Here is a 21931-nt window from a genome sequence, read left to right as displayed (position 1 = left end):
CCGCCCCGGCCGCTCAGGGCGCGTACGTCTCCCCGCCCGGGGTGAGGGTGGCGCTCCCGGCGGTGCTGTCGGCGAGCCAGGCCTCGAAGGCCGGCAGGTCGGACTCGGGGAGGGCGATCTCGATTTCCACGGCGGCCCCGTAGCGCACGTCGATCACCGTCCTGCCGGTGGAGCGCAGGTCGTTCTCGGTCTTGCCGGCCCGCTGGTGGTCGACGGTGACGGTGACCAGCCGGTAGCGGTGGCGGGTGACGGTGCCGAGCACGTCGAGCGCCTCCCCGACGACCCCGCCGTAGGCACGGATGAGGCCGCCGGCGCCGAGCTTCACGCCGCCGTAGTAGCGGGTGACGACGGCGACCGCGTAGCGGATGTCCCGGCGCGTGAGCATTTGCAGCATCGGCACCCCGGCGGTGCCGCCGGGCTCGCCGTCGTCGCTGGCCTTCTGCACGGAGGCGTCGGCGCCGATGACGTAGGCGAAGCAGTTGTGCGAGGCGGTGGGGTGCTCCTTGCGGATCCGGGCGACGAACTCCTGCGCCTCCCGCTCGGTCGCCGCGGGCGCGAGCGCGCACAGGAACCGCGAGCGGTTGATCTCGGACTCGTGCACACCCTCGCGGGCCACCGTCACGTACTGGTCTGCCTTCACCCGTCCACCCTAAGCCGTGGTCGAGCCCGGGCCGGCCGACCAGCAGGCGGCCTACCTGCGGCAACGGACCCCGCTGCACCTGATCGAGACCAGCCCGGGACCGCTGGGGAACCCACGGACTCGACGACGAGGACCCGACGTGACGGAGCCCTGCCGTGCTTACGGGGAATCCGGCATGCGCCTTTTCCGTTGACCGGGCTGACAGCAATCAGCGGTCAGGACCAGCAGGACCGACAGAACCAGCAGAACCAGCAGAACCAGCACCAGGAGGCGGCACACGTGTACGGCGATCCGGCAACCATCCGCAAGATCCTCACCGAGCTCGGCGACACCTGGGCCGTGGTGGGCCTGTCCAACAACCGGGACCGGGCCGCGTACCGCGTGGCAGAGGTTCTCCAGCGGTACGGCAAGCGCGTGATCCCCGTGCACCCCAAGGCCGAGACGGTCCACGGCGAGCAGGGCTATCCCTCGCTGGAGGCGATCCCCTTCAAGGTGGACGTGGTCGACGTCTTCGTGAACAGCGCGCTGGCGGGCACCGTCGCCGACGAGGCTGTCGCGAAGGGGGCGGAGGCCGTCTGGTTCCAGCTGAACGTGGTCGACGAGGCCGCCGCCGCCCGCACCCGCGCGGCCGGAGTAGACATGATCATGGACCGCTGCCCGGCGATCGAGATCCCCGCCCTCTGAGGCCCCGGGGGTCCTCCCGGCCTTCAACCCTTTCAACGCGGCTCAAGTACCCAAACCGCCCAAACGGTACGAATACTTGAGACCGCGCCTCCCCGTCGGGGTCTGCCGCGCACCTCGGACCGACCCCGACCAGGGAGTGCCACCGTGACCAGCCATGCCCACAGCCATGCCCACAGCCATGCCCGCATCGCCGTGCTCGACCTCGACGGCACCCTGGTGGAGGGCTCGGTGGCCGCCCCCTTCGTCGAGTCCCTCATCGCCGGCGGCGTCTGCGACCCGGCGGCCGGGCGAGCAGCGCTCGACATGATGGCCGGCTACCAGCGGGGCACGGCGGCCCACGCCCCTTCCGTGGCCGCCGCCTATGGCCACCTCGCACGCGCCCTCGAAGGCGCGGACCGGACCGACGTGGAGCGGGCCGCCGACGCCGCCTGGCCGGAGGCCCGGAAGAAGATCCTCCCCTTCGCCGACGAGCTCGTACGGCTCCTGCACGCGGCCGGGCTTCGGACGGTACTGATATCCGGGAGCCCGTACGAGATCGTCCGGCGTGCGGCGGCCGAGCTGGGCATCGGCGAGGCGCACGGCATGCGGGCCGAGTTCCGGCGCGGCCGCTGCACCGGAGCCCTCACCGCCACGCCGGCCCTGCCGGGCGGCAAGCGCGCGGCGCTGCGTACCGCGACCAAGGGCAGCCCGGTGGACCGCCGGAGCTCCTTCGCCATCGGGAACTCCCCCTCCGACGCCGAGGTGTTCGAGCAGGTCGGCCTCGCCATCGCCTTCGAACCGGACCCGATCCTGCGGGGCTGGGCGATGGACCGGGACTGGATCACGGCCGACCGGCGCAACGTACTGGCCGTCTGCCAGGACCTGATCGCGACGCACCCGGTGCTGGGCGCGACCCCGGAGACGACCCGCGGGACGACCCGCGGCGCAGACCTGGAGGCCACCGGCCCGCGCTGACCGCGCACGGGCCCCGCCCCGCCCAGCCCCCACCCACCCCGGTCGGGCACCGTCAGGCGTGGGCGGTCACCGGCGGGATGGAGACCGCCATCGTCATCTCCATCGGACCGGGCCCCTCGTTGCGGTAGGCGTGCGGGGCGTCCGCCTCGAAAGAGACGGCCCCGCCGGCCGGTACGGCGTACGACTGGTCCCCGACCACCAGCGTCAGCTCCCCCACCGTGACGTGCAGCATCTCGAAGGTGCCCGGCGGATGCGGGTCCGAGGCGGTCCCCTCGCCGGGCTCCAGCCGGTAGGTCCACATCTCCACCGGCCCGCGCCGGTCGTCGCCGAGCAGCATGCTCGCGCCGCTGCCGCCCTCGGTGGACCACATCCGCACCCCCTGCCCCGGCAGTACCACCTGCACCCGCGGACCGCGGTCGTGGTCGAGCAGGGTGGTGATGCTGACGCCGAGGGCGTCGGCCAGTTTGACCGTCGTGCCGACGCTCGGGTTCGTACGGGCCTGCTCGATCTGGATGATCATGCCGCGGCTCACCCCCGCCCGGGCGGCGAGGGCCTCCAGGGTGAACCCGCGCTCCCGGCGCCAGCGCTTGAGGTTGCGGCCGAGCGCCTGGGTGAGCTGTTCGAGATCAGACACCGTTCCGTCCACTCCGTACAATATTTTGAATGACAGGGTTCACTATGCTGAACTATCGTGCGCTGTACTCCACCATGTACTCCACCGTTCAACACACTGTACTGCGAGGCCTGCCATGACCGCCCTGTTCGCCCTGGCCACCGCCGTCCTCTGGGGCCTCGCCGACTTCGGCGGCGGGCTGCTGACCCGCCGGATACCGGCCCTCACCGTGGTCGTGGCCTCCCAGATCCTCGCCGTCCTCGTACTGGGCGCGGTGGTCCTGGGCACCGGAGCCTGGCGGGAGGCCGGACCGCAGCTCTGGTTCGCGGTGGGAGCGGGGCTGGTGGGGCCGGTCGCGATGCTCAGCTTCTACAAGGCGCTCGCCCTCGGTCCGATGGGCGTGGTCTCCCCGCTCGGCTCCCTCGGCGTGGTGGTGCCGATGGCCGCGGGGCTGCTCCTGGGCGAGCGGCCCGGCGCCGCCCAGCTCGCGGGGATCGCGGTGGCCGTCGTGGGCATCGTCCTCGCCGGCGGCCCCGAGCTGCGCGGCGCTCCGGTGCAGCGGCAGGCCGTCGTCCTCACCCTCGTCGCGGCCTTCGGCTTCGGCGCGGTGATGGCTCTGATCGCCCACGCCTCCTCCACCGTGCCCGGCCTGTTCCTCGCGCTGTTCGTGCAGCGCGTCACCAACATCGCCGTCGGCGGCACGGCCCTGTGGGTGCGGACCGGGCGCGGCGCCCCGGCCCTCCCCGCGGGTACGGGCGGCCTGCGGATCCTGTGGGGGCTGCTGCCGGCGCTCGCCTTCGTCGGGCTCGCGGACGTCGCGGCGAACGGCACCTACTCCATCGCCGCCCAGCACGGCCCGGTCACCACCGCCGCCGTGCTCTCCTCCCTCTACCCGGTGATCACCGCCCTGGCCGCCTTCGCCGTCCTCAAGGAACGCCTGCGCACCGTCCAGGCGGCGGGCGCGGGCCTGGCCCTGGCGGGCACGGTCCTCCTCGCGGCGGGCTAGACCGTGGGCGCCGCGTTCACTCCGGCTCCGACACGTCCGCCAGTGCGCCCAGTGCGCGCAGCTGCTCCGGGGTGACCCCGTCGGGGATCGGGACCGGCGCCGGGGTGCGCAGCGGCGGCTGCCAGCCCGTCTCGGGGTCCCAGCGGCGGACGATCCGCGCCGGTGCCCCGGCCACCACGGCGTGGTCCGGCACGTCGCCCCGTACGACGGCTCCCGCCGCCACCACGACGTTGCGGCCCAGCCGCGCCCCGGGCAGGATCACCGCGCCGGTCCCCAGCCAGCAGCCCGGTCCGATCTCCACGGGGGCGCTGCGCGGCCACTGCTTGCCGATGGGCTCGTGCGGGTCGTCGTAGCTGTGGTTGGTGGAGGTGATGTACACCCCGGGACCGCAGAAGGTGTCGTTGCCGATGGTGATGCGGGTGTCGGCTATGACGTGGCTGTCCCGGCCGATGACCACGCCGTTGCCGAGGACCAGGACCGGTTCGGCGCCGAGGTCGAGGTCCGGCATCATCCCTGCGGTGAGCGTGACCTGTTCGCCGATGATGCAGTGGTCGCCGAGGCGGATCCAGGGCGCGCCGAAGACCGTCCCCTGCGGGAAGGCGAGCCGGGTGCCGTGCCCGATCGCGCCGAAGCGCAGCCCTCCGGGAGCCTGCGCGGTGACCGCGCCGGCCCGCTGCATCCAGCGCCAGCCCGCGTGGACAGCGCGCCCCGCGAGCCGGCGGCGCAGCGCCGTCAGGGAAGAAAGCACCGCCTGAGAAGAGAACGTGTTCTGGTTCTTCGCCACCGGGTCACCGTAGCGCGCCCCGGGCCCGGGCCGCGCCGTGATCTTCACCCCATCCCCGGTGGCTCGGACGGCGTGGCCTACGGTGCCGGTAGCGCGACACGACGTACCGGAAGAGGAAGAGAACACATGACGCAGCAGGCGGCCCAGGCACTCGTGATGGGTGTCGGCGGGAAGAACCCCGTGATCGACCCGACGGCGTTCACCGCTCCCACCTCGGTCGTGGTCGGGGACGTGACCCTCGGCGCGGGGTCGAGCATCTGGTACTCGGCGGTGCTCCGCGCGGACTGCGGTCCGATCACGCTCGGCGCCGACAGCAACGTGCAGGACAACTGCACCGTGCACGTGGACCCCGGGTTCCCGGTCTCCATCGGCGAGCGCGTGTCCATCGGGCACAACGCCGTCGTGCACGGCTGCACGATCGAGGACGACTGCCTGATCGGGATGGGCGCGACGGTCCTCAACGGCGCGGTGATCGGCGCCGGCTCGCTGGTGGCCGCTCAGGCACTGGTCCCGCAGGGCATGGTCGTCCCGCCCGGTTCGCTGGTCGCGGGCGTCCCGGCGAAGGTGCGGCGCGAGCTGACCGCGGAGGAGCGCGAGGGCCTCAAGGTCAACGCCCTCATGTACAACGAGCTGGCCGAGCAGCACCGCGCCTCGGCGACCCCGGGCGCCTGACGGGCCCGGCGCCGAAGCCCCCCGCCCGCCCTCGGGCCGGGCGGGGTCAGGGGGCCGGGCTCCTCAGTCGGTGAGTACGGTCGGAGCGCCAGAAGCCTGCGCCGGGACCGCGTCGGACGCCTCCGCAGCCGCGCCGGTACCGGCCTCGGCCTCGGCCCGCGCCGCCGCGGCGGCCTTCTTCATCCGTCCGCGCACCACCACGGTCATGGCGATCCCGCAGACGAGGGCCAGGGCGAGGGCCACCCACGAGAACCCCTTCAGCCACGGCTCCGCGACGATCCCGATCGAGTAGATGACGGCCGTCGTGCCGCCCGCCCACAGGATCCCCCCGAGGACGTTCGCGACGAGGAACCGCCAGTAGGGCATGTGCAGGACGCCCGCCAGGGGCCCCGCGAAGATCCGCAGCAGGGCCACGAACCGCCCGAAGAAGACGGCCCACATGCCCCACTTGTCGAAGGAGCGCTCCGCCATGGCCACCTGGTCCGGCCCGAAGTGCTTGGGGAAGCGCCGTCCCAGCCGCTCCAGCATCGGCTTCCCGCCCCTGCGCCCGATCGCGTAACCGATCGAGTCGCCCACGATCGCCCCGGTGGTCGCGCAGATGCCCAGCACCACGGGGTCGATGTGCCCCTGCTGTGAGGCCAGCAGCGCCGAGCTGACCAGGACGATCTCCCCCGGCAGCGGGATGCCGAGGCTTTCCAGTCCGATGACGAGCCCCACCAGGAGGTAGATGCTGACCGCCGGAATCGTCTCCAGCCATTCCTGGATGTGCACCGGTACGTCCTCCCGTGTCGTTCCGCCCGGCCCGCCCCCTGTGGCGGACCGAACGGGCAGCCTATCCGGTCGCCACCACAGCCTTTGCCCGCAGCGGCAGTTCGCGCGAGGAACGCCCCGCGAACACTTCGCGGCGCCCCGTCCCCACCACCCACGCGTCCCGCTCCGGGTCCCAGGAGGACAGGGTGCGCGCGTCGACGTCCAGGACGATCCGCCGGGCCTCGCCCGGTTCGAGGGTCAGGCGCCGGTACCCGGCCAGCGCCCGGACCGGCTGGTCCAGTTTCAGGTCCGGGGACGGCCCCACGTAGACCTGCGCCACCTCGGTGCCCGTGCGGCGTCCGGTGTTGCGGACGGTGAACTCCACGCGCAGCCCGCCCTGCTTGCCGTGCGCGCCGCCGCGCCGGACCGCCAGCTTCTCGTACGCCCACGTCGTGTACGAGAGCCCGTGCCCGAAGGGGAACAGCGGAGCCACCCGCTGCCGGTCGTACCAGCGGTGGCCCACGTGCACCCCCTCGGTGTACTCCTGCCGCCCGCCCACCCCCGGGTAGCGCATCAGGTCCCCGCCGACCGGGGTCGCCCGCTCGTCGGCCGGGAAGGTCTGGGTGAGGCGGCCGCCCGGGTCCGCGTCGCCGAAGAGCACGTCGGCGGTGGCGGCCGCGCCCTCCTGGCCCGGGTAGTACATCTGGAGGACCGCTCCGGTACGCGGGAGCCACGGCATGGTCGTACCGGAGGAGGTGTTGAGCACCACCGTGGTGCGCGGGTTGACGGCGGCGACGGCCTCGATCAGCGCCGCCTGGGCGCCGGGGAGGCCCAGGGAGGTGCGGTCGCTGCCCTCGGTGGCGTCCTCGTAGGCGAACAGCACCACGCTGCGGGCCGCCTTGGCCGCCTTGACGGCCTCGGCGAGGTCGGCGGCCCGGGTCGCCGTCGTGGTGTGCCGCAGCCGCAGCCGCTGCCCCTTGGGCCCGCCCTCGGCGAAGACGGCGAGGCGGTGTTCGCCCGCCTTGAGCGCGAGGGTGCGGCGGCGCACGGTGCGGCCGTCGGGGGCGGCGCCGAGCAGTCCGCCGGCGAACTGCTCGGCCACGCCCTGCCGTACGGGGAAGAGTTCCTCCCCGTCGAGCCGGACGGAGGGCCGTTTCCCGGTGTAGTGGACGAGCAGGGTCCACTCGTCGTCGGCGGCCAGCCGGAAGGTCCCCTCGAAGCCCCAGGTGCGCCCGGGAGCCACCGCCCGGTCGTCGAGGCCCGCCTCGGGCGTCAGGAGCTTCGGCGGCAGCGGGCGCCCGTAGAGGTCCTCGCCGAGGGCGTAGCCCACCGTGGAGCCGCTGCCGGCCCGCCTCCGGATCTCGTCGAGGGGGGCGGCGGCCGCGTCCGGCACCACGTGGGCGCTGCCTCCGCCGCCGACGAAGGGGGTCCGCCCGGTGGGGCCGATCACGGCGATGGAGCGGGCGGCGGGGCCCGTCAGCGGCAGGGTGGACCGCTCGTTGCGCAGCAGGACCGCTCCGGCGGTGGCGATCCGCCGTGCGGTCGCGGCCCCGGCGGCGGCGTCCCGGGCGGGCCGGGCGGCGGGGTGCGCGGCGAGCAGTCCGAAGCGGTCCAGGGTGGTCAGGATCCGGCGGACGGCGAGGTCCACGGCACCCTCGTGGACGGAGCCGCCGCGCACCGCCTCCCGTAGCGGGGCGCCGTAATGGGTGCCCGCGGGCATCTCCATGTCGAGGCCGGCGCCGATCGAGGCGACGGTGCTGTGGGTGGCGTTCCAGTCCGACATCACCCAGCCGTCGAACCCCCAGCGGCCGCGGAGCAGTTCGTCGAGGAGGGGCTTGCTCTCGCAGGCGTAGACCCCGTTGACCTTGTTGTAGGCGCCCATCACGGCGCCGGCCCCGGCGGCCACGGCGGCTTCGAAGCCCCGTAGCTCCGTCTCGTGGAGGGTCTGTTCGGCGGCGATCACGTCGACGGTGTCGCGGCCCTTCTCCTGGTTGTTGAGCGCGAAGTGCTTGACGGTGGCGATGAGGCCCTCGTCCTGGATGCCCCGGACGACCTCGGCGACCAGGTCGGCCGTCAGCTTCGGATCCTCCGAGAACGTCTCGAAGTTCCGCCCGGCGTACGGGGTGCGGATCAGGTTGGCCATCGGCGAGAGGAGCACGTCGATGCCGAGCGCGCGGCCCTCGCGGCCGATGACCCGGCCGTACGCGCGGGCGAGCGCCGGGTCGAAGGCGGAGGCGAGCAGGACCGGGGCGGGCAGCGCGGTGGCGGGCTTCGCGACGCGGACCCCCGCCGGACCGTCGGCGAGGCGGAGCGCCGGGATGCCCAGGCGCGGGATGCCCGGCACGTAGCCGGCCTGGCCGAGCGGGGCCGGGTCCGGGCCGCCGTGCAGCAGGACGGTCTTCTCCTCCAGGGTGAGCCGCTCCAGCAGGGCGTCGATCCGGGCGGTGCGGCCGGCCGCCGGCGCGGCGGCCGGGGCAGCCCCGGAGGCGGAGGCCTTACGGGGCTGCGCGCCGGGCGGCGGCGCCGGCACGCAGCCGGCCGCGCCGAGGGCGGCACCGAGGGCGCCCATCGCCCCGAGGAAGCGCATCGCACGGCGTCTGGACACGGCCTCGCTCATGGGCGCTCCCTGCGGCGTGGGCATCGGCGTCAGGTGGCGGGAGCGGCCCGCGCCGGACCGCTCCCGCCGCCCACTGTGCGCCGACGGCCGCACGGGCCCGCATCAGGCGCGCCACCGCGGCGCCGATGTTCAGCCCTGCGGCGGCGGCTGCCCGAGGTCGGCCCCGCGGCGGCTCCCCGAGCTCGGCCCCGCGGCGGCTCCCCGAGCTCGGCCCCGCGGCGGCTGCCCGCCGTCGGCCTCGCGCCGGGGCTCGCCCTGGAGCCCGACCCGCACCTCGGTGCGGTGGCCGCGCTCGGCGCAGTCCCGTACGACGGCTGACAGGCCCCGGCGGGGTCAGGCGTTGGGGCGCAGCGTCCACACGACGGTCATCTCGCCGGTCACGGCCTCGTCCTCGCGCTGGATGGCGATGGTGACGGGGAACTCGGGGCGGCCGCCCGCGTCGAGTTCGGCGACGACCTCGGCGGCCGGGCGGCCGAGGGTGGCGGTGGCCGTCACGACGCCCTTGGCGAGCTTCTTGTAGCCGATCTCCGCGCTCACCGCGAGGGGTACGGCGCACGAGAGCTGGTCGCCGAAGGCGGCCAGGACGATCGCACCGCTCGCGGACTCGGCGAGGGTGAACATCGCGCCGGCGTGCGGGCCGCCCAGGTGGTTGTGGAACTCGGCCTGGTCCGGGAGCCGGACGACGGCGCGCTCGGGGGTGGTCTCCAGGAACTGGAGCTTCAGGGTCTTGGCCATCGGCACGGTCGCGGCGAGCAGTTCGCCCACGTTCATCTGTTCAGCGCTCATGGAACGCGATGTTACCCGCGAGTAGTAGGCGTTGGCCATACCCGCACGGGGGCGGCCGTGGCTCCCCGCCCCCACTCCCACTATCGTTACCGGCCATGTGGCCAGGACAGCAGCAGCCGCCCGGGGGAGAACCCAACCCCCAGGACGCGCATCAGAACCCGTACCAGCAGCAGCCGGGAACGCCGAACCCGTACCAGCAGCAACCGCCGACGGTGGCGTACGGGGAGCAGCAGCCCGGCTACGGGTACCCGCAGCAGCCCCCCGCTCCCCAGGCCTGGGGCCAGCAGCCCCCGACCGTTCCCGTACCCCAGTGGGGCGGCACCCCGCCGCCCCCGCCGCCGCGCGGAGGCAGCCCCTTCGCGACCAGGACCGTGGCCATCGTCGCGGCCTCGGCCGTCATCGTGGCGGCCGCCGCCACCGGGGCGTTCGTCCTGACGCGGGACGACAAGGGCTCCAACCAGGCGGACGACAAGCCGAGCGCCTCCCCGTCCGCCCCTGCCTCCTCCGCCCCGGCCGCCCCGGCGAGCCCGAGCGCGAACCCGCGCGGCGGCGCCGAGGCCAAGCCGGTGATCCCCGGCTGGAAGGTCGTCCTCAACCCGAAGTACGGCACCGCCTTCGACGTCCCGCCGGACTGGGACGTCCAGTCCTCGGGTCTTTCCATCGGCTTCGGCGACGAGTCCAAGGACGACGGCTCGGCCCTCGTCATGATGGGGGCGCCCGCCATCCTCAAGGAGGAATGGTGCCTGGTCGACGCCGACAAGGACGGCAAGGAGGACTCGACCTCACTGGCGGCCACCGGCACCAAGGGCGGCATGGGCGCGAAGAGCACCGCCGAGGCCGCGTACAACGAGGCCGGCAACTGGGCCTTCTCCGCGTACGCGCAGAAGGCGCCGAAGGGCACCACCAAGGTCACCCAGGCGAAGGAGTACACGACCTCCTCCGGGCTCAAGGGACACATGGCGACCGCGACCGTCAGCGGCCTGCCCAAGGAGAACAAGTGCTCCTCGGACGGCAAGTCCGTCGCCTTCAGCTTCACGACCGCCAACGGTGACCTCTCCACCTGGATCCTCTACGGCGCCGCGGGCGTCCCGGGCGAAGTGAGCAAGGAGACCTACGAGAAGATCCTGAGCAGCCTCCGCCTCAACGCGGTCTGATCTCCTCCGCTCTCCCCACCGGGCCGGAAATCCGTTTGGATTCCCGGCCCGGTACGGGGATAGTCCGGAGGTGAGCTCTCCTACCTCCCCCTCCCCCGGTCCCGCCCGCCCCGCGTCCTCCCGCCGCACGCCGGAGTGGGCCGGCCGCAACTACACCCTCCTGACGGGTGCCGCGGTCATCACGAACCTCGGGAGCCACGGAGCGCTCATCGCGACCACCTGGGCGGTCCTGCAGTCGGGCGGCTCCCCCGGTGACGTCGGCCTCGTGGCCGCCGCCCGTACGCTGCCGCTCGTCCTCTTCCTCCTCATCGGCGGAGCCGTCGCCGACCGGATCCCCCGCCACCACGTCATGGTCGCGGCGAACGCCCTCAACTGCCTCTCGCAGGCCGTCTTCGCCCTCCTCGTCCTGACCGGCGATCCCGAGCTGTGGCAGATGATGCTGCTCACGGCGCTGTGCGGCGCCGGTACGGCCTTCTTCAACCCGGCCGCCGAGGGCATGCTCATGGCCACCGTCTCCGGTCCGCAGGCCAACCGCGCCTTCGCCTTCTTCCGGATGGCGATGAACGGCGCCAGTGTCGGCGGAGCGGCCCTCGGCGGAGCCATGGTCGCCCTGCTGGGCCCCGGCTGGGTGCTCGCCGTGGACGCCGCCGCCTTCGCCGTCGCCGGAGCCCTACGGGCCTTCCTCAACGTCGGCGACGTCCCCGAACGCGCTCCCGGCGGCGGCCTGCTGACCGATCTGCGCGAGGGCTGGGGGGAGTTCCGGAGCCGCCCCTGGCTGTGGAGCATCGTGCTCCAGTTCTCCGTCGTCGTGGCCGTCGTCGGCGCCGCCGAAGCGGTCTACGGGCCCCTGGTCGCGCTGGAGCAACTGGGCGGGGCGGCTCCGTGGGGCGTGGCCCTGGCCTTCTTCGGCCTCGGCACCATCGGCGGAGCCGTCCTGATGATGACCTGGAAGCCGCGCCGCCTGCTGCTGGTCGGGACCCTCTGCGTGTTCCCGCTGGCGCTCCCCGCGGCGGGGCTGGCGGTGCCGCTTCCCGTGTGGGGGCTGTGCGCGGTGATGTTCGTGAGCGGCGCGGCCATCGAGGTGTTCGGCGTGAGCTGGATGACGACGATGCACCAGGAGATCCCGGAGGAGATGTTCTCCCGGGTCTCCTCCTACGACTGGTTCGGCTCGCTCTCGATGCTCCCGCTGGCCATGGCGCTGGCCGGCCCGGTCGAATCCGCGATCGGCCGCACCTCGGCCCTCTGGGGCTGCGCGGGCCTGGTGATCGTGGTGACGGCAGCCGTCCTCCTGGTCCCGGACGTCCGCCACATGACCCGCAAACCGCCCGCCCCGACCGGCCCCGGCGCCGCCGCCCCCGACCTGGCCAAGCCGAGTCCGGCCGCCTCCACCTCAGCCGAATCCAGCCCCGCCGGCGTGTGAGTCGCGGGGTCCGGGGCGGAGCCCCGGGGAACGGGCGAGGGCGGGTAGGGGGACATGAGCCCCGCGCGACGACCGCCGGCGAGCCCCTCAGCCGAGGCTGAACGCCCCCTCCGGCGGCTCGGGCGAAGCCACCGCATCGGCGTCGGCCACCGGCAGAGCCCCCCGCATCAGCCGCGCCAGGGCCGCCCCCACCTCGACCCGCGCCGGAAACGCGTCACCCGCGCACACCCGCGAAAGCTCCGCCACCTGCAGCTCCCGCTCCGAAGCCAGCAGCACCGCGTTCCCGAACCGCCGCCCGCGCAGCACCCCCGGCTCCGCGATGAGCGCCAACTCCCCGAAGACCGCACCGAAGTTCGCGAGCTGCCCCCGCAGGAACGCGAACGGCGCCCCGTCGGCGAGGTTCGCCACGTACACCCCGCCCGGCTTCAGCACCCGCGCCACCTCGCGCGCGTACTCCACCGAGGCCAGCGAAGCGGGCACCCGGGATCCCCCGAAGACGTCCCCCACCACCACGTCCGCGCTCGCGTCCGGCGCCCCGGCCAGCCAGGCCCGCGCGTCGGCGACGTGCACCGTGATCCCGCTCCCGGCCGCCACCGGCAGGAACTCCCCGACCAGCGCGACGAGCCCGGCGTCGAACTCGACCACGTCCTGCCGCGACCCCGGCCGGCCAGCCGCCGCGTACCGGGGCAGGGTCAGCGCGCCGCCGCCCAGGTGCAGCAGGTCCAGCGCGGCCCCCGGCTCGCCCACGCAGTCCAGGACGTGCGCGAGGCGGCGTACGTACTCGAACTCCAGGTGCTCCGGGTCGTCGAGGTCCACGTACGACTGCGGCGCCCCGTCCACGGTGAGCAGCCAGGCCCGCTCCCGGTCGATGTCCGGCATCAGTTTGGCGGTGCCCTGGGCCACGTCCCGGATCACCGGGATCTGTTCGTCACTCACCGGACCATTGTCAGGCTCCCGGAGCCGCCCACACCTCGCGTGCCTGCTCCACGTGGGCCGCGGCCTGCTCCAGCCCCGCCCGCGCGGCGGGATCGCGGCGCGCGGGGTCCAGTACGTTGCGTCCGAAGACCTTACGGGCCTGCGAGGACGGGGTGATCAGCAGCACCTTCGCCCCGGACTCCCGCAGCCGTGCGGCCTGCGCCGCGGGCGAGGGGATCATTCCGGCGCCGGTGGTCATCGGCGCGAGGATCACCACGCGCGCATAACCGGCGGCCAGGTCGGCGTTGGTCGCGGAGCGGACCCCGCCGTCGATGAACGGCCGCCCCCCGACCGTCACGGGCGGCCACACCCCCGGTACGGCGCAGCTCGCCGAGACGGCGTCGACGAGCCCGGCCGCGCTCCCCCGCTCGAAGGCGGCGAGTTCGCCGGTCAGCGCGTCCACGGCCGTGATGACGAAGCGCCGCTCGGGCCATGCGTGCGACACCAGGCGGCCTTCCAGCACCTTGCGGCGAACCGGCTCCGGCTCGGTATCGGCGGCGAGCGCGAAGGCCCCGATCCGGCGCCGGTAGGACTTCGCGTCGCGGGACCGCACCATCGCGACGGCGTACCGCCCGATCAGGGAGGCTCCCAGCTTCGCGGGGAGCTCCCCTCCGGGGTCGCCGAGCTGGCGCTCGTACAGGTCCTGCGGGGTGAGCAGTCCGGAGGTGAGCTGCGCGCCGACGACCGAGCCGGCCGAGGTCCCGACGACGAGGTCGGCTCCGGTCAGGTCGACGCCCGCGCGGGCGAGCCCGTACAGCATCCCGGCCTCCCAGCCGACGCCGGTCAGCCCGCCACCGCCGAGCACCAGAGCCGTGCCCTTGCCTTCGCCGCCGCCGCCCATGCTGCTGCCTTCCACGAACTGCTCCCTCCCCGCATGCCAGTGGTGACGGCAGTCTGGCGCAAGCCGACCACCGCCACCACAGCGGGTACCGCCCCGCGGCTACCCGGCCGCTACCCGACCTCGGTGACCGTCCCGGCCCCGACGGTGCGCCCGCCCTCGCGGATCGCGAAGCCGAGCCCGCTCTCCAGCGGGACGTCCCGCCCGAGCTCCACGGTCATGGTGACCGTGTCCCCCGGCCGGGCATGGCCCGCCTCGCCCAGGTCCACGTTCCCCACCACGTCGGCGGTGCGGATGTAGAACTGGGGCCGGTAGCCGGTCGCCACCGGGGTGGTGCGGCCGCCCTCGCGGGCGGACAGCACGTACACCCGCGCCGTGAAGCGGCGCCTCGGTACGACGCTGCCGGGCGCGGCCACCACGTCGCCGCGGCGCACCGCGTCGCGTGGCACCCCGCGCAGCAGCAGCGCGACGTTGTCCCCGGCCTCGGCGGAGTCCATCGGCTTCCCGAAGGTCTCCAGCCCGGTGACGACGGACTCCACGGCCGCGCCGTCGCCGCCGAGCAGCGCGACGCGGTCGCCCATGGCCACGGTGCCCCGCTCGACGGCGCCGGTGACGACGGTGCCGCGCCCGGTGATGGTCAGGACGTTCTCGACCGGCATCAGGAACGGCGCGTCGGTGTACCGCACGGGCATGGGCACGTACGTGTCCACGGCGTCGAGCAGGGCCTCGATCGACGCGGTCCAGCGCGGGTCGCCGTCCAGCGCCCCGAGCCCGGAGACCCGTACGACCGGGGCGCCGTCCCCGCCGTAGCCGTTCGCGGTGAGCAGCTCGCGGACCTCCAGCTCGACCAGGTCGGTGAGCTCGGGGTCCCCGGCGTCGGCCTTGTTCAGCGCGACGACGATGTGGTCGACGCCGACCTGCCGGGCGAGGAGCACGTGCTCGGCGGTTTGCGGCATGACCCCGTCGAGGGCGGAGACGACGAGGATCGCCCCGTCGAGCTGGGCCGCGCCCGTAACCATGTTCTTGACGTAGTCGGCGTGGCCGGGCATGTCCACGTGGGCGTAGTGGCGGGTGTCGGTCTCGTACTCGACGTGCGTGAGGTTGATGGTGATGCCGCGCCGGGCCTCCTCGGGGGCCCGGTCGATCCGGTCGAACGGCACGAAGGAGGCGCCGCCGCGCTCGGCGAGGACCTTGGTGATGGCGGCGGTCAGCGTCGTCTTGCCGTGGTCGACGTGCCCCATGGTGCCGATGTTGAGGTGCGGCTTGGTGCGCACGAAGGCCGTCTTGGCCATGATGTCTTCCCGTGTGATTCCGAAGCTGAAAACTCGAATCGCGGGACCCCTGAGCGAAACCGACCCTCCCCCTGTGGGGTCCGCCGGACGATCCGGGAAGGGTCAGCTTCGTGCGCCGCCGAACGCGGTTGCGCCTGCGGCGAGCTGTACGGGGACGGCAGCCTTCGGCGCGTCCGCGACTGCGGACGGCTCTGTGGGGAAGGCGTGCCTGGACATGTGCTCGATCCTGCCGGAGCGGGCTCGGCGGGGCCAATGAATTACGCGGCGGCGGGCCGGACTTCGCCGATGTTCTTCAGCGCCTCGCGCACGGACAGCGGGGACAGCGACTCCCGCTCGGCGGTGACGAAGGCGCGTACGGCGCCGGGGTCCGTCTTGGCGTACTCGCGCAGGCACCAGCCGATGGCCTTGCGGATGAAGAAGTCGGGGTGGCCGCTCTGGCGGCGGCAGTACGCGAAGAGCCGCTCGGTGTCGGTCGCGGACTTGTACCGGAGCTGGTGGAGCAGGGCGGTGCGGGCCGGCCAGAGGTCCTCGTCCCCGGCCCACTCGTCCATGACGGCGGCGAGCGCCGGATCCGCCGCCACGAGCGGCCCGACCGTGTGCGCGGCGAGCAGGTCGACGGTGTCCCACCAGGGGTCCGTCACGATCAGGTGCCGGACCACGGGCAGGAAGCCGGAGGAGCAGCGGGAGACGTGCCGGCGCAGGTAGTCGACGGCGAAGTACCGGTACTCACGCTCCGGAAGCTCCCAGCAGCGCAGCGCGAGGGCCGCGCAGTCCGCTTCGGACGGTTTCGGGGTGTCCTTGGTCACCGCCCTCGACAGCTCGCGGCGCAGCGGGGTGGGGATCCCGAGGAAGGGCGCGACGTCCTTCATGTACGCGGCCATGGGCCCGGCCCGCTCCGCGTCGGCCGCGGCGCCGTAGGTCTGCGTGAGCCGCGCCACCAACAGCTCGGCGAGGCCGCTGTGGGGAACCAGCGGGGGCCGCCTGTCGTTCGACTGCATGAGGCCCAGATTACGGCGCTCGGACAGGGGGGTCGGTTAGTCTCCCGGAATGTCCCTCCTCCTCGCGCCGTGGACGCGGCTCTCGCTGCTCGTCGTGCTGCTCCTCGCGGCCGGCGTCTGCGTCGTGCTGTACGAGCCCCAGCGCCTGCTCTCGGAGGGGTGGCCCCCGGGGCTCCCGGTGGGCACCGCGGTCCTGCTCTTCGCCGCGGCGTACGGGGCGTGCACGGCCGCCCTGGTGCCGCGCCCCCTGCTGAACCTGGCCTCCGGTGCCCTCTTCGGCTCCCAGTTCGGCCTGGTCGCGGCGGTCGGCGGTTCGGTGATCGGCGCCGGGATCGCCTTCGGCCTCGGCAGGATGATGGGCCGTGACGCCCTGCGTCCGCTGATCCGCGGCCGGTGGCTGCAGGCGGCCGACGATCAGCTGGCCCGGCACGGCTTCCGCTCGATGCTGGCGGTCCGGATCTTCCCCGGTCTGCCCTTCGCGATGGCCAACTACGCCGCCGCGCTGTCCCGCTGCGGCTGGCTCCCCTTCCTCCTCGCCACCGCGATCGGCGTGGTCCCGAACACCGCCGCGTACGTGATCGCGGGGGCCAGCGCCTCCTCCCCGACCTCCCCCGCGTTCCTCGCCTCGTTCGGTTTCATCGCCGTCTCCGCCGTGGGTGCGGCGGTCGTCGCCTGGCGCAAGCGGCACCGGCTGGCGCCCGTGGACAAGCCCGACCGTCCGGCGCCGGTGCGGGAACTGACGGCAGTACACCCCCCTGTGGTCACGGCGGCACCCCACGGGCCCTAGCATCGGACCCGAACTGCCCGACGATCACAAGGACGAGCGCACCCCGACATGAACTGGATCGAATCCCTCATCCTCGGTCTCGTCCAAGGACTTACGGAATTCCTCCCGATCTCCTCCAGCGCCCACCTGCGGCTGACCGCGGCGTTCGCCGGCTGGCACGATCCGGGAGCGGCCTTCACCGCCATCACGCAGATCGGCACCGAAGCCGCCGTACTGATCTACTTCCGCAAGGACATCGCGAAGATCATCTCCACCTGGTTCCGCTCGCTGTACACGAAGGCGCTGCGGTCCGAGCAGGAAGCCAAGATGGGCTGGCTGGTGATCGTCGGCTCGATTCCGATCGGTGTCCTCGGCCTCGCCTTCAAGGACCAGATCGAGGGCCCGTTCCGCGATCTGCGGCTGATCGCCACCACCCTCATCGTGATGGGCCTCGTGCTCGGCTTCGCCGACCGGCTGGCGGCGCGCGACGAAGAGGGCGGTCGGCACCGAGTCGTCCGCGAGCGCAAGACCTTGAAGGAACTGGGCGTCAAGGACGGCCTCATCTTCGGTCTCTGCCAGGCGATGGCCCTGATCCCGGGTGTGTCCCGGTCGGGCGCGACGCTCTCCGGCGGTCTGCTGCTGGGCTTCACCCGCGAGGCGGCGGCCCGTTACTCCTTCCTCCTCGCCATCCCGGCCGTGCTGGCCTCGGGCCTGTTCGAGATCAAGGACGTGATGGAGAACCCGGGCCACATCGCCTGGCCCCAGACGATCTTCGCCACGGTCGTCGCCTTCCTCGTCGGTTACGCGGTCATCGCGTGGTTCATGAAGTTCATCTCCAGCAAGAGCTTCATGCCGTTCGTGATCTACCGGGTCCTGCTCGGAATCCTGCTGTTCGTGCTGGTGGGAGCAGGGGTCCTGAGCCCGCACGCGGGCGAATCCGGCGGCTGAACCAGGGCCGTACAGGTAGCTCTATCGAGCATTTCCTAGCGCCTGATTGCAGCACCTCGCCATGATCATCTCCCACTTATCTCCCACCAGAGAGCCGGGATACGCACCACTAGGACGCGTGCGTCCGCAAAGTAGGGGGATGACGCGGAAGGGCCCGCACGGCAGTGCGGGCCCTTCCGCGTGGCGGCCGGCACCGCCTCGAAGCGGCCGTCGGCAAGCCGATCGTGCGTCTCAACGCGACCCGCGACTTCGACCACTGGCTTGAGGTCTACCAAGGCACGCTTCCCAGCCCCCAGATGCGCTGGTGCACAGTTATCTGCACCAAGTCCCCTCGTTGATCAGCGTGATGGTCAGTGCGATCAACGAGGAGGAACACCGTGGAACTGCGACATGAACTGATCGAGGGGCGGGCCGAGCTGCCCCGGGTAGGGGCCGTTGTCCCCGCTCGGGGCGTCCACCCTCCGTACGTCGTCGTGAACGCGTACGACGACGAGATCGAGGCGGCCACCGCCTACCTGCGGGACCTGGCGCTAAACGACTGCAGCCCGTTGACGGTACGCAGCTACGGGTACGGCCTGTTGCGGTGGTTCCGGCTGCTGTGGCTGTTGGGAGTGGCGTGGGAGAAGGCGACCGAGTCTGAGGTCGCGGTGCTGGCGGGATGGCTACGGACGGCCTCGAATCCGCAGCGCCAGCGGACACAGGCAGGTGGCGCCGCACCGGGGTCGGTCAATCTGAGGACCGGCAAGCCCGCGCTGCGCGCCGGGTATGCGCCCAGGACGATCAACCACGCGTTGTCGGTGGTCAGCGGCTTCTACGGGTTCCATGCTCATCAGGGCAACGGGCCGGTGGTCAATCCCGTCCCGATCTCTCCGCAGCGTCGACGGGCCCTCGCTCACCGAAGCCCGTTGGAGCCGCGGGCGGTCGTGGGGCGGGCACGGCTACGGCAGAAGGTCTCCGACCGGCCGCCCCGCTCGATTCCCGACCGGCTCTGGGACGAATTGTTCGACCGCATGGGCTGCGAGCGCGACCGCGCCCTGCTGGAGTTTTACGTCTCCAGCGGCGCGCGAGCGGTCGAGCTGCTCGGGGTCGGAGTGGACGACATCGACTGGGCTGGCCAGAGGGTCTACGTGATCTCCAAGGGCACCCGGGAGAGGGAAGCGGTGCCGGCCTCGCCGCAGGCATTCGTCCGGCTGGCCCACTACCTCGACGAGGCGGGCACGCCGCCACGGGGCGAGTCGGTCTGGCGAACTCGTCGCGGGAGCGATCGCCCCCTGTCCTACTGGGCGATGCGTCGGATCATGCAGCGGGCGAACGAGCTGCTGGGCACGAACTGGACCCTGCACGACCTCCGGCACACGGCGGCATCCCGGATGGCCAACGGCGGGAAGCTCACCCCTGTCGAGGTCCAAGCGATCATGCGGCACACCAACATCCAGACCACCAGCCGCTACCTGACCGCGCGGGTTGAGGAGATGTTCGACAAGGTCGCGGAGCACTACAGCACGCCGCGGCCGGCGACGAGCTACCCCACTGGGTACTCCGCGGATGACATCAAGGCGGTGTTCGGTGGCTAGGTCCAGCACAACCACCGGTGTCAGCCGCCGGCACGGGCCCATCGTGGAGGGGCTCACCTTTCCCAGCCGGTTCGTGGGCGGTCCGATGAAGCCCCAGCCTGCGGTCTCGGATCCCCCGCCGCGACCGCACGGAGAACTGTCTGAAGCGTCGATCAACCACATCTCCAAGCTGGCCTTCGACGTCTGGGAGGACGCTTCCACCGTTACCCGGCACCAGCGTGCTCAGGCCACCCGCGACATCCTTCAGTACCTGTCCACCCACCCGGGGCACACCTGGCAGGAGCGGTGGGACGCCAGCCCTCTGGGCAAGGGGCTGATCAAGGCGAACAGTCTTGGTGCCCGCAGGACGACCGGCCTCGCGGTCACCCCGGGGGTCCGCACGCTGTTCTGCCTTCGCGTCGTCCAGCCCACGATGCTCGCCTTCCGGCAAAACCAGCTGAACAACTTCACACCCTTGTTCATCTCCGCGCAGAACGACCCGCTGCTGGTCACCTTCGAGGAGCACATCGCCGCACAGGAGCTGCGGCTCCAGCACCAGCGGGAGGCAGTGCTCGACATGTGCACGCTCTTGACCTATCAGGGCGTCGCGCTGGCTGACATCACGCCGGAGTCGATCCTCCAGTACGCGCACGACAACCGGCTGGCCCGCTGCCGTCTCCAGCCCGGACAACCGGCCTCCAACCGCCTGTTCGGGCACGGGATGTGGACGGCCCTGATCACGATGGGGCGGTTCCCGGTCTCCACGCCGACGACTATGCGGGCGGCGATGATGCGCGGTCAGCGGACCATCGAGGAGCTCGTCGATCAGTACGGGATCCGCGACCAGGCCGTCCGCGGCCTGCTGATCGACTACTTCGGCCGGCGCCGAGCGGATCTCGACTACTCCAGTCTGAAGCAGCTCGCGCTCCTGCTGGTCAAGCACTTCTGGGTGAAGATCGAGCAGCTCAACCCCGGACAGCAGGGACTTCGGATCGCACCGGACCTCTACACGCGCTGGCGCGAGACGATCCGTCTCAAGGACGACGGCACCCACCGGCGGGGCCAGGACGACATCGTCATCTCGGTTCGCAGCTTCTACTACGACCTGCACACCTGGGCTGCTGCTGAACCTGAACGCTGGGCGGCCTGGGTCGCACCGTGTCCCGTCCCGCCTGGTGAATTCCATGGCCTGGGCGTCCGCCGGCGGAAGGGAACCGAACGCTCCGCGGACCGCACCCGACAGCGCCAGCCGCTCCTACCCGTCCTGGTCGACCACGTCGAGTCCCGCTACGACCATGCCCGGCTCCTGCGCGAACGCGCCGACCAGGCCGCCGACGGGGAGGAGTTCACCTTCGCCGGCAACGCCTATCGCCGGGTGATCAGCGAGTCGGACCAGAAGCGGCTCCGGCACGGCGATGCCGTTCCCACCCGCGTGCTGGAGCTTGGCTCCGGTGAACTGAGGCACATCGGCACGGAGGAGGAGGCCGCCTTCTGGGACTGGGCGGCAGTGGAGACCTTGCGGCACTCCGGCGTGCGCATCGAGGAGCTGTGCGAGCTGACCCACCTCAGCATCCGCCAGTATCAGCGCGCGAACGGCGAGGTCATCGCGCTGCTCGTCATCGAACCGTCCAAGACCGACCGCGAGCGCGTCATCCCGATGTCGGCCGAGCTGTTCCACGTCATCGCCTCGATCATCCGGCGCCACGGCCGGCGAGGAAGGCCGATTCCGCTGGTCAGCCGCTACGACCCGCACGACAAGGTCTGGAGTGCGCAGATGCCGTTCCTCTTCCAGCGCCAGAACGGAGCGATCGGGTCGAAGATCTTCAACCCCGGCACCATTCAGCAGATGATCAGCCGACGGTGCGAGGCCCTGGCCGAGACCCACCCCGGGTTCCGCGGGCTGAAATTCACTCCGCACGACTTCCGGAGGATCTTCGCCACCGAGCTGGTCAACAGCGGTCTGCCCATCCACATCGGCGCCTCACTGCTCGGTCACCTCAGCATCCAGACCACCCGCGGCTACGTCGCCGTCTTCGACGAGGACGTGATCCGCCACTACCAGGCCCACCTCCACCAGAGGCGCCAAGTCCGCCCCTCGGAGGAGTACCGGGACGCCACCGAGCAGGAGTGGACCGAGTTCGAGGAGCACTTCGACCGCCGCAAGGTCGAGCTCGGCTCCTGCGGACGCCCCTACGGCACCCCTTGCCAGCACGAACATGCCTGCATCCGCTGCCCGATGCTCCACGTCAATCCCAAGATGCTCGCCCGGCTCTCCGAGCTCGAAGCCGACCTCCTGCAACGCAGGACGCAGGCCGAGGCCGAAGGCTGGATCGGTGAGATCGAGGGCATCGACCTCACCCTCACCTTCCTCCGCGCGAAGCGCGACGAGACCCAACGCCGAGCCCAGCGACCAGCTGTCCACCTCGGCATCCCCGCACACCGCCGTCCACAGGAGTCCGAATGACGTTCCCCAGACCGATG

The 21931-nt window shown here is 72.4% G+C and carries 20 protein-coding genes; 10 read left to right on the top strand and 10 right to left on the bottom strand.

Annotation, left to right across the window (positions count from 1 at the left end; translation table 11 throughout):
* Positions 1-13: 13 nt before the first annotated feature.
* Entirely contained in the window at positions 14-640 is a 627-nt protein-coding gene (locus tag OG276_RS32475; RefSeq protein WP_266910769.1) for a YigZ family protein, read from the bottom strand.
* Positions 641-919: 279 nt separating this feature from the next.
* Here OG276_RS32475 and OG276_RS32470 point away from each other — a divergent pair, with 279 nt between their 5' ends.
* Both OG276_RS32470 and OG276_RS32465 read left to right on the top strand, forming a co-directional pair.
* Positions 920-1324 carry a CoA-binding protein gene (locus OG276_RS32470; RefSeq protein WP_266913304.1) on the top strand — a complete coding sequence of 135 codons (405 nt, stop codon included), beginning with the start codon at positions 920-922 and terminating at the stop codon, positions 1322-1324.
* A gap of 144 nt (positions 1325-1468) precedes the next feature.
* Entirely contained in the window at positions 1469-2278 is an 810-nt protein-coding gene (locus OG276_RS32465) for an HAD family phosphatase (RefSeq protein WP_266910767.1), read from the top strand.
* 52 nt (positions 2279-2330) lie between these two features.
* Here OG276_RS32465 and OG276_RS32460 read toward each other — a convergent pair whose 3' ends face one another.
* On the bottom strand, positions 2331-2912 hold the full coding sequence (locus OG276_RS32460) for a helix-turn-helix domain-containing protein (RefSeq protein WP_266910765.1): 582 nt from the start codon (positions 2910-2912) through the stop codon (positions 2331-2333).
* A 115-nt stretch (positions 2913-3027) separates the two neighbouring features.
* On the opposite strand from OG276_RS32460, the gene OG276_RS32455 reads away from it, so the two are divergent.
* On the top strand, positions 3028-3897 hold the full coding sequence (locus OG276_RS32455; protein WP_266910763.1) for a DMT family transporter: 870 nt from the start codon (positions 3028-3030) through the stop codon (positions 3895-3897).
* Between the two features lie 16 nt (positions 3898-3913).
* On the opposite strand, the gene OG276_RS32450 is transcribed toward OG276_RS32455, so the two are convergent.
* The gene (locus OG276_RS32450) at positions 3914-4645 is read right to left on the bottom strand and encodes a DapH/DapD/GlmU-related protein (protein ID WP_266913302.1); all 732 of its coding nucleotides are present in this window, start codon (positions 4643-4645) and stop codon (positions 3914-3916) included.
* A 162-nt stretch (positions 4646-4807) separates the two neighbouring features.
* Here OG276_RS32450 and OG276_RS32445 point away from each other — a divergent pair, with 162 nt between their 5' ends.
* Positions 4808-5353 carry a gamma carbonic anhydrase family protein gene (locus OG276_RS32445; protein ID WP_266910761.1) on the top strand — a complete coding sequence of 182 codons (546 nt, stop codon included), beginning with the start codon at positions 4808-4810 and terminating at the stop codon, positions 5351-5353.
* Positions 5354-5416: 63 nt separating this feature from the next.
* Here the strand turns inward: OG276_RS32445 and OG276_RS32440 are convergent, their stop codons facing one another.
* From OG276_RS32440 to OG276_RS32430, 3 genes are all read right to left on the bottom strand, one after another.
* Positions 5417-6124 carry a DedA family protein gene (locus tag OG276_RS32440; RefSeq protein ID WP_266910759.1) on the bottom strand — a complete coding sequence of 236 codons (708 nt, stop codon included), beginning with the start codon at positions 6122-6124 and terminating at the stop codon, positions 5417-5419.
* A 61-nt stretch (positions 6125-6185) separates the two neighbouring features.
* Entirely contained in the window at positions 6186-8720 is a 2535-nt protein-coding gene (locus OG276_RS32435; RefSeq protein WP_266910757.1) for a beta-glucosidase, read from the bottom strand.
* A gap of 333 nt (positions 8721-9053) precedes the next feature.
* The gene (locus tag OG276_RS32430; RefSeq protein ID WP_266910754.1) at positions 9054-9506 is read right to left on the bottom strand and encodes a DUF4442 domain-containing protein; all 453 of its coding nucleotides are present in this window, start codon (positions 9504-9506) and stop codon (positions 9054-9056) included.
* A gap of 95 nt (positions 9507-9601) precedes the next feature.
* Between OG276_RS32430 and OG276_RS32425 the strand changes: the two genes are divergently transcribed.
* Positions 9602-10660 carry a hypothetical protein gene (locus OG276_RS32425; protein ID WP_266910752.1) on the top strand — a complete coding sequence of 353 codons (1059 nt, stop codon included), beginning with the start codon at positions 9602-9604 and terminating at the stop codon, positions 10658-10660.
* A gap of 70 nt (positions 10661-10730) precedes the next feature.
* Entirely contained in the window at positions 10731-12080 is a 1350-nt protein-coding gene (locus OG276_RS32420; protein WP_266910750.1) for an MFS transporter, read from the top strand.
* An 87-nt stretch (positions 12081-12167) separates the two neighbouring features.
* Here OG276_RS32420 and OG276_RS32415 read toward each other — a convergent pair whose 3' ends face one another.
* The 4 genes from OG276_RS32415 to OG276_RS32400 form a co-directional block, all read right to left on the bottom strand.
* Positions 12168-12959, bottom strand: a complete 792-nt coding sequence (locus OG276_RS32415; protein WP_266913300.1) for a spermidine synthase — start codon at positions 12957-12959, stop codon at positions 12168-12170.
* Between the two features lie 67 nt (positions 12960-13026).
* Positions 13027-13896, bottom strand: coding sequence for a patatin-like phospholipase family protein (locus OG276_RS32410; protein WP_266913298.1), 870 nt, complete (start codon positions 13894-13896; stop codon positions 13027-13029).
* A 110-nt stretch (positions 13897-14006) separates the two neighbouring features.
* A complete protein-coding gene (gene tuf / locus OG276_RS32405) occupies positions 14007-15185 on the bottom strand; it encodes an elongation factor Tu (protein WP_266910748.1) in 1179 nt (392 codons plus the stop codon).
* Positions 15186-15442: 257 nt separating this feature from the next.
* Positions 15443-16183 carry a DNA alkylation repair protein gene (locus OG276_RS32400; RefSeq protein WP_266910746.1) on the bottom strand — a complete coding sequence of 247 codons (741 nt, stop codon included), beginning with the start codon at positions 16181-16183 and terminating at the stop codon, positions 15443-15445.
* Positions 16184-16232: 49 nt separating this feature from the next.
* Between OG276_RS32400 and OG276_RS32395 the strand changes: the two genes are divergently transcribed.
* From OG276_RS32395 to OG276_RS32380, 4 genes are all read left to right on the top strand, one after another.
* The gene (locus tag OG276_RS32395; protein ID WP_266910744.1) at positions 16233-16970 is read left to right on the top strand and encodes a TVP38/TMEM64 family protein; all 738 of its coding nucleotides are present in this window, start codon (positions 16233-16235) and stop codon (positions 16968-16970) included.
* 48 nt (positions 16971-17018) lie between these two features.
* Positions 17019-17897: an undecaprenyl-diphosphate phosphatase gene (locus OG276_RS32390; RefSeq protein WP_266910742.1), complete on the top strand. Its 879-nt coding sequence runs from the start codon at positions 17019-17021 to the stop codon at positions 17895-17897.
* Between the two features lie 377 nt (positions 17898-18274).
* Positions 18275-19471, top strand: coding sequence for a tyrosine-type recombinase/integrase (locus OG276_RS32385; protein ID WP_266910740.1), 1197 nt, complete (start codon positions 18275-18277; stop codon positions 19469-19471).
* A gap of 85 nt (positions 19472-19556) precedes the next feature.
* The gene (locus OG276_RS32380) at positions 19557-21914 is read left to right on the top strand and encodes a site-specific integrase (protein WP_266910738.1); all 2358 of its coding nucleotides are present in this window, start codon (positions 19557-19559) and stop codon (positions 21912-21914) included.
* The last annotated feature ends 17 nt before the right edge of the window (positions 21915-21931 follow it).

It is taken from the genome of Streptomyces sp. NBC_00086, from assembly GCF_026343255.1.
Lineage (GTDB): Bacteria > Actinomycetota > Actinomycetes > Streptomycetales > Streptomycetaceae > Streptomyces.
The sequence above is the reverse complement of the archived record's forward strand: the minus strand, read 5'-3'. Positions and strand labels throughout refer to the sequence as shown.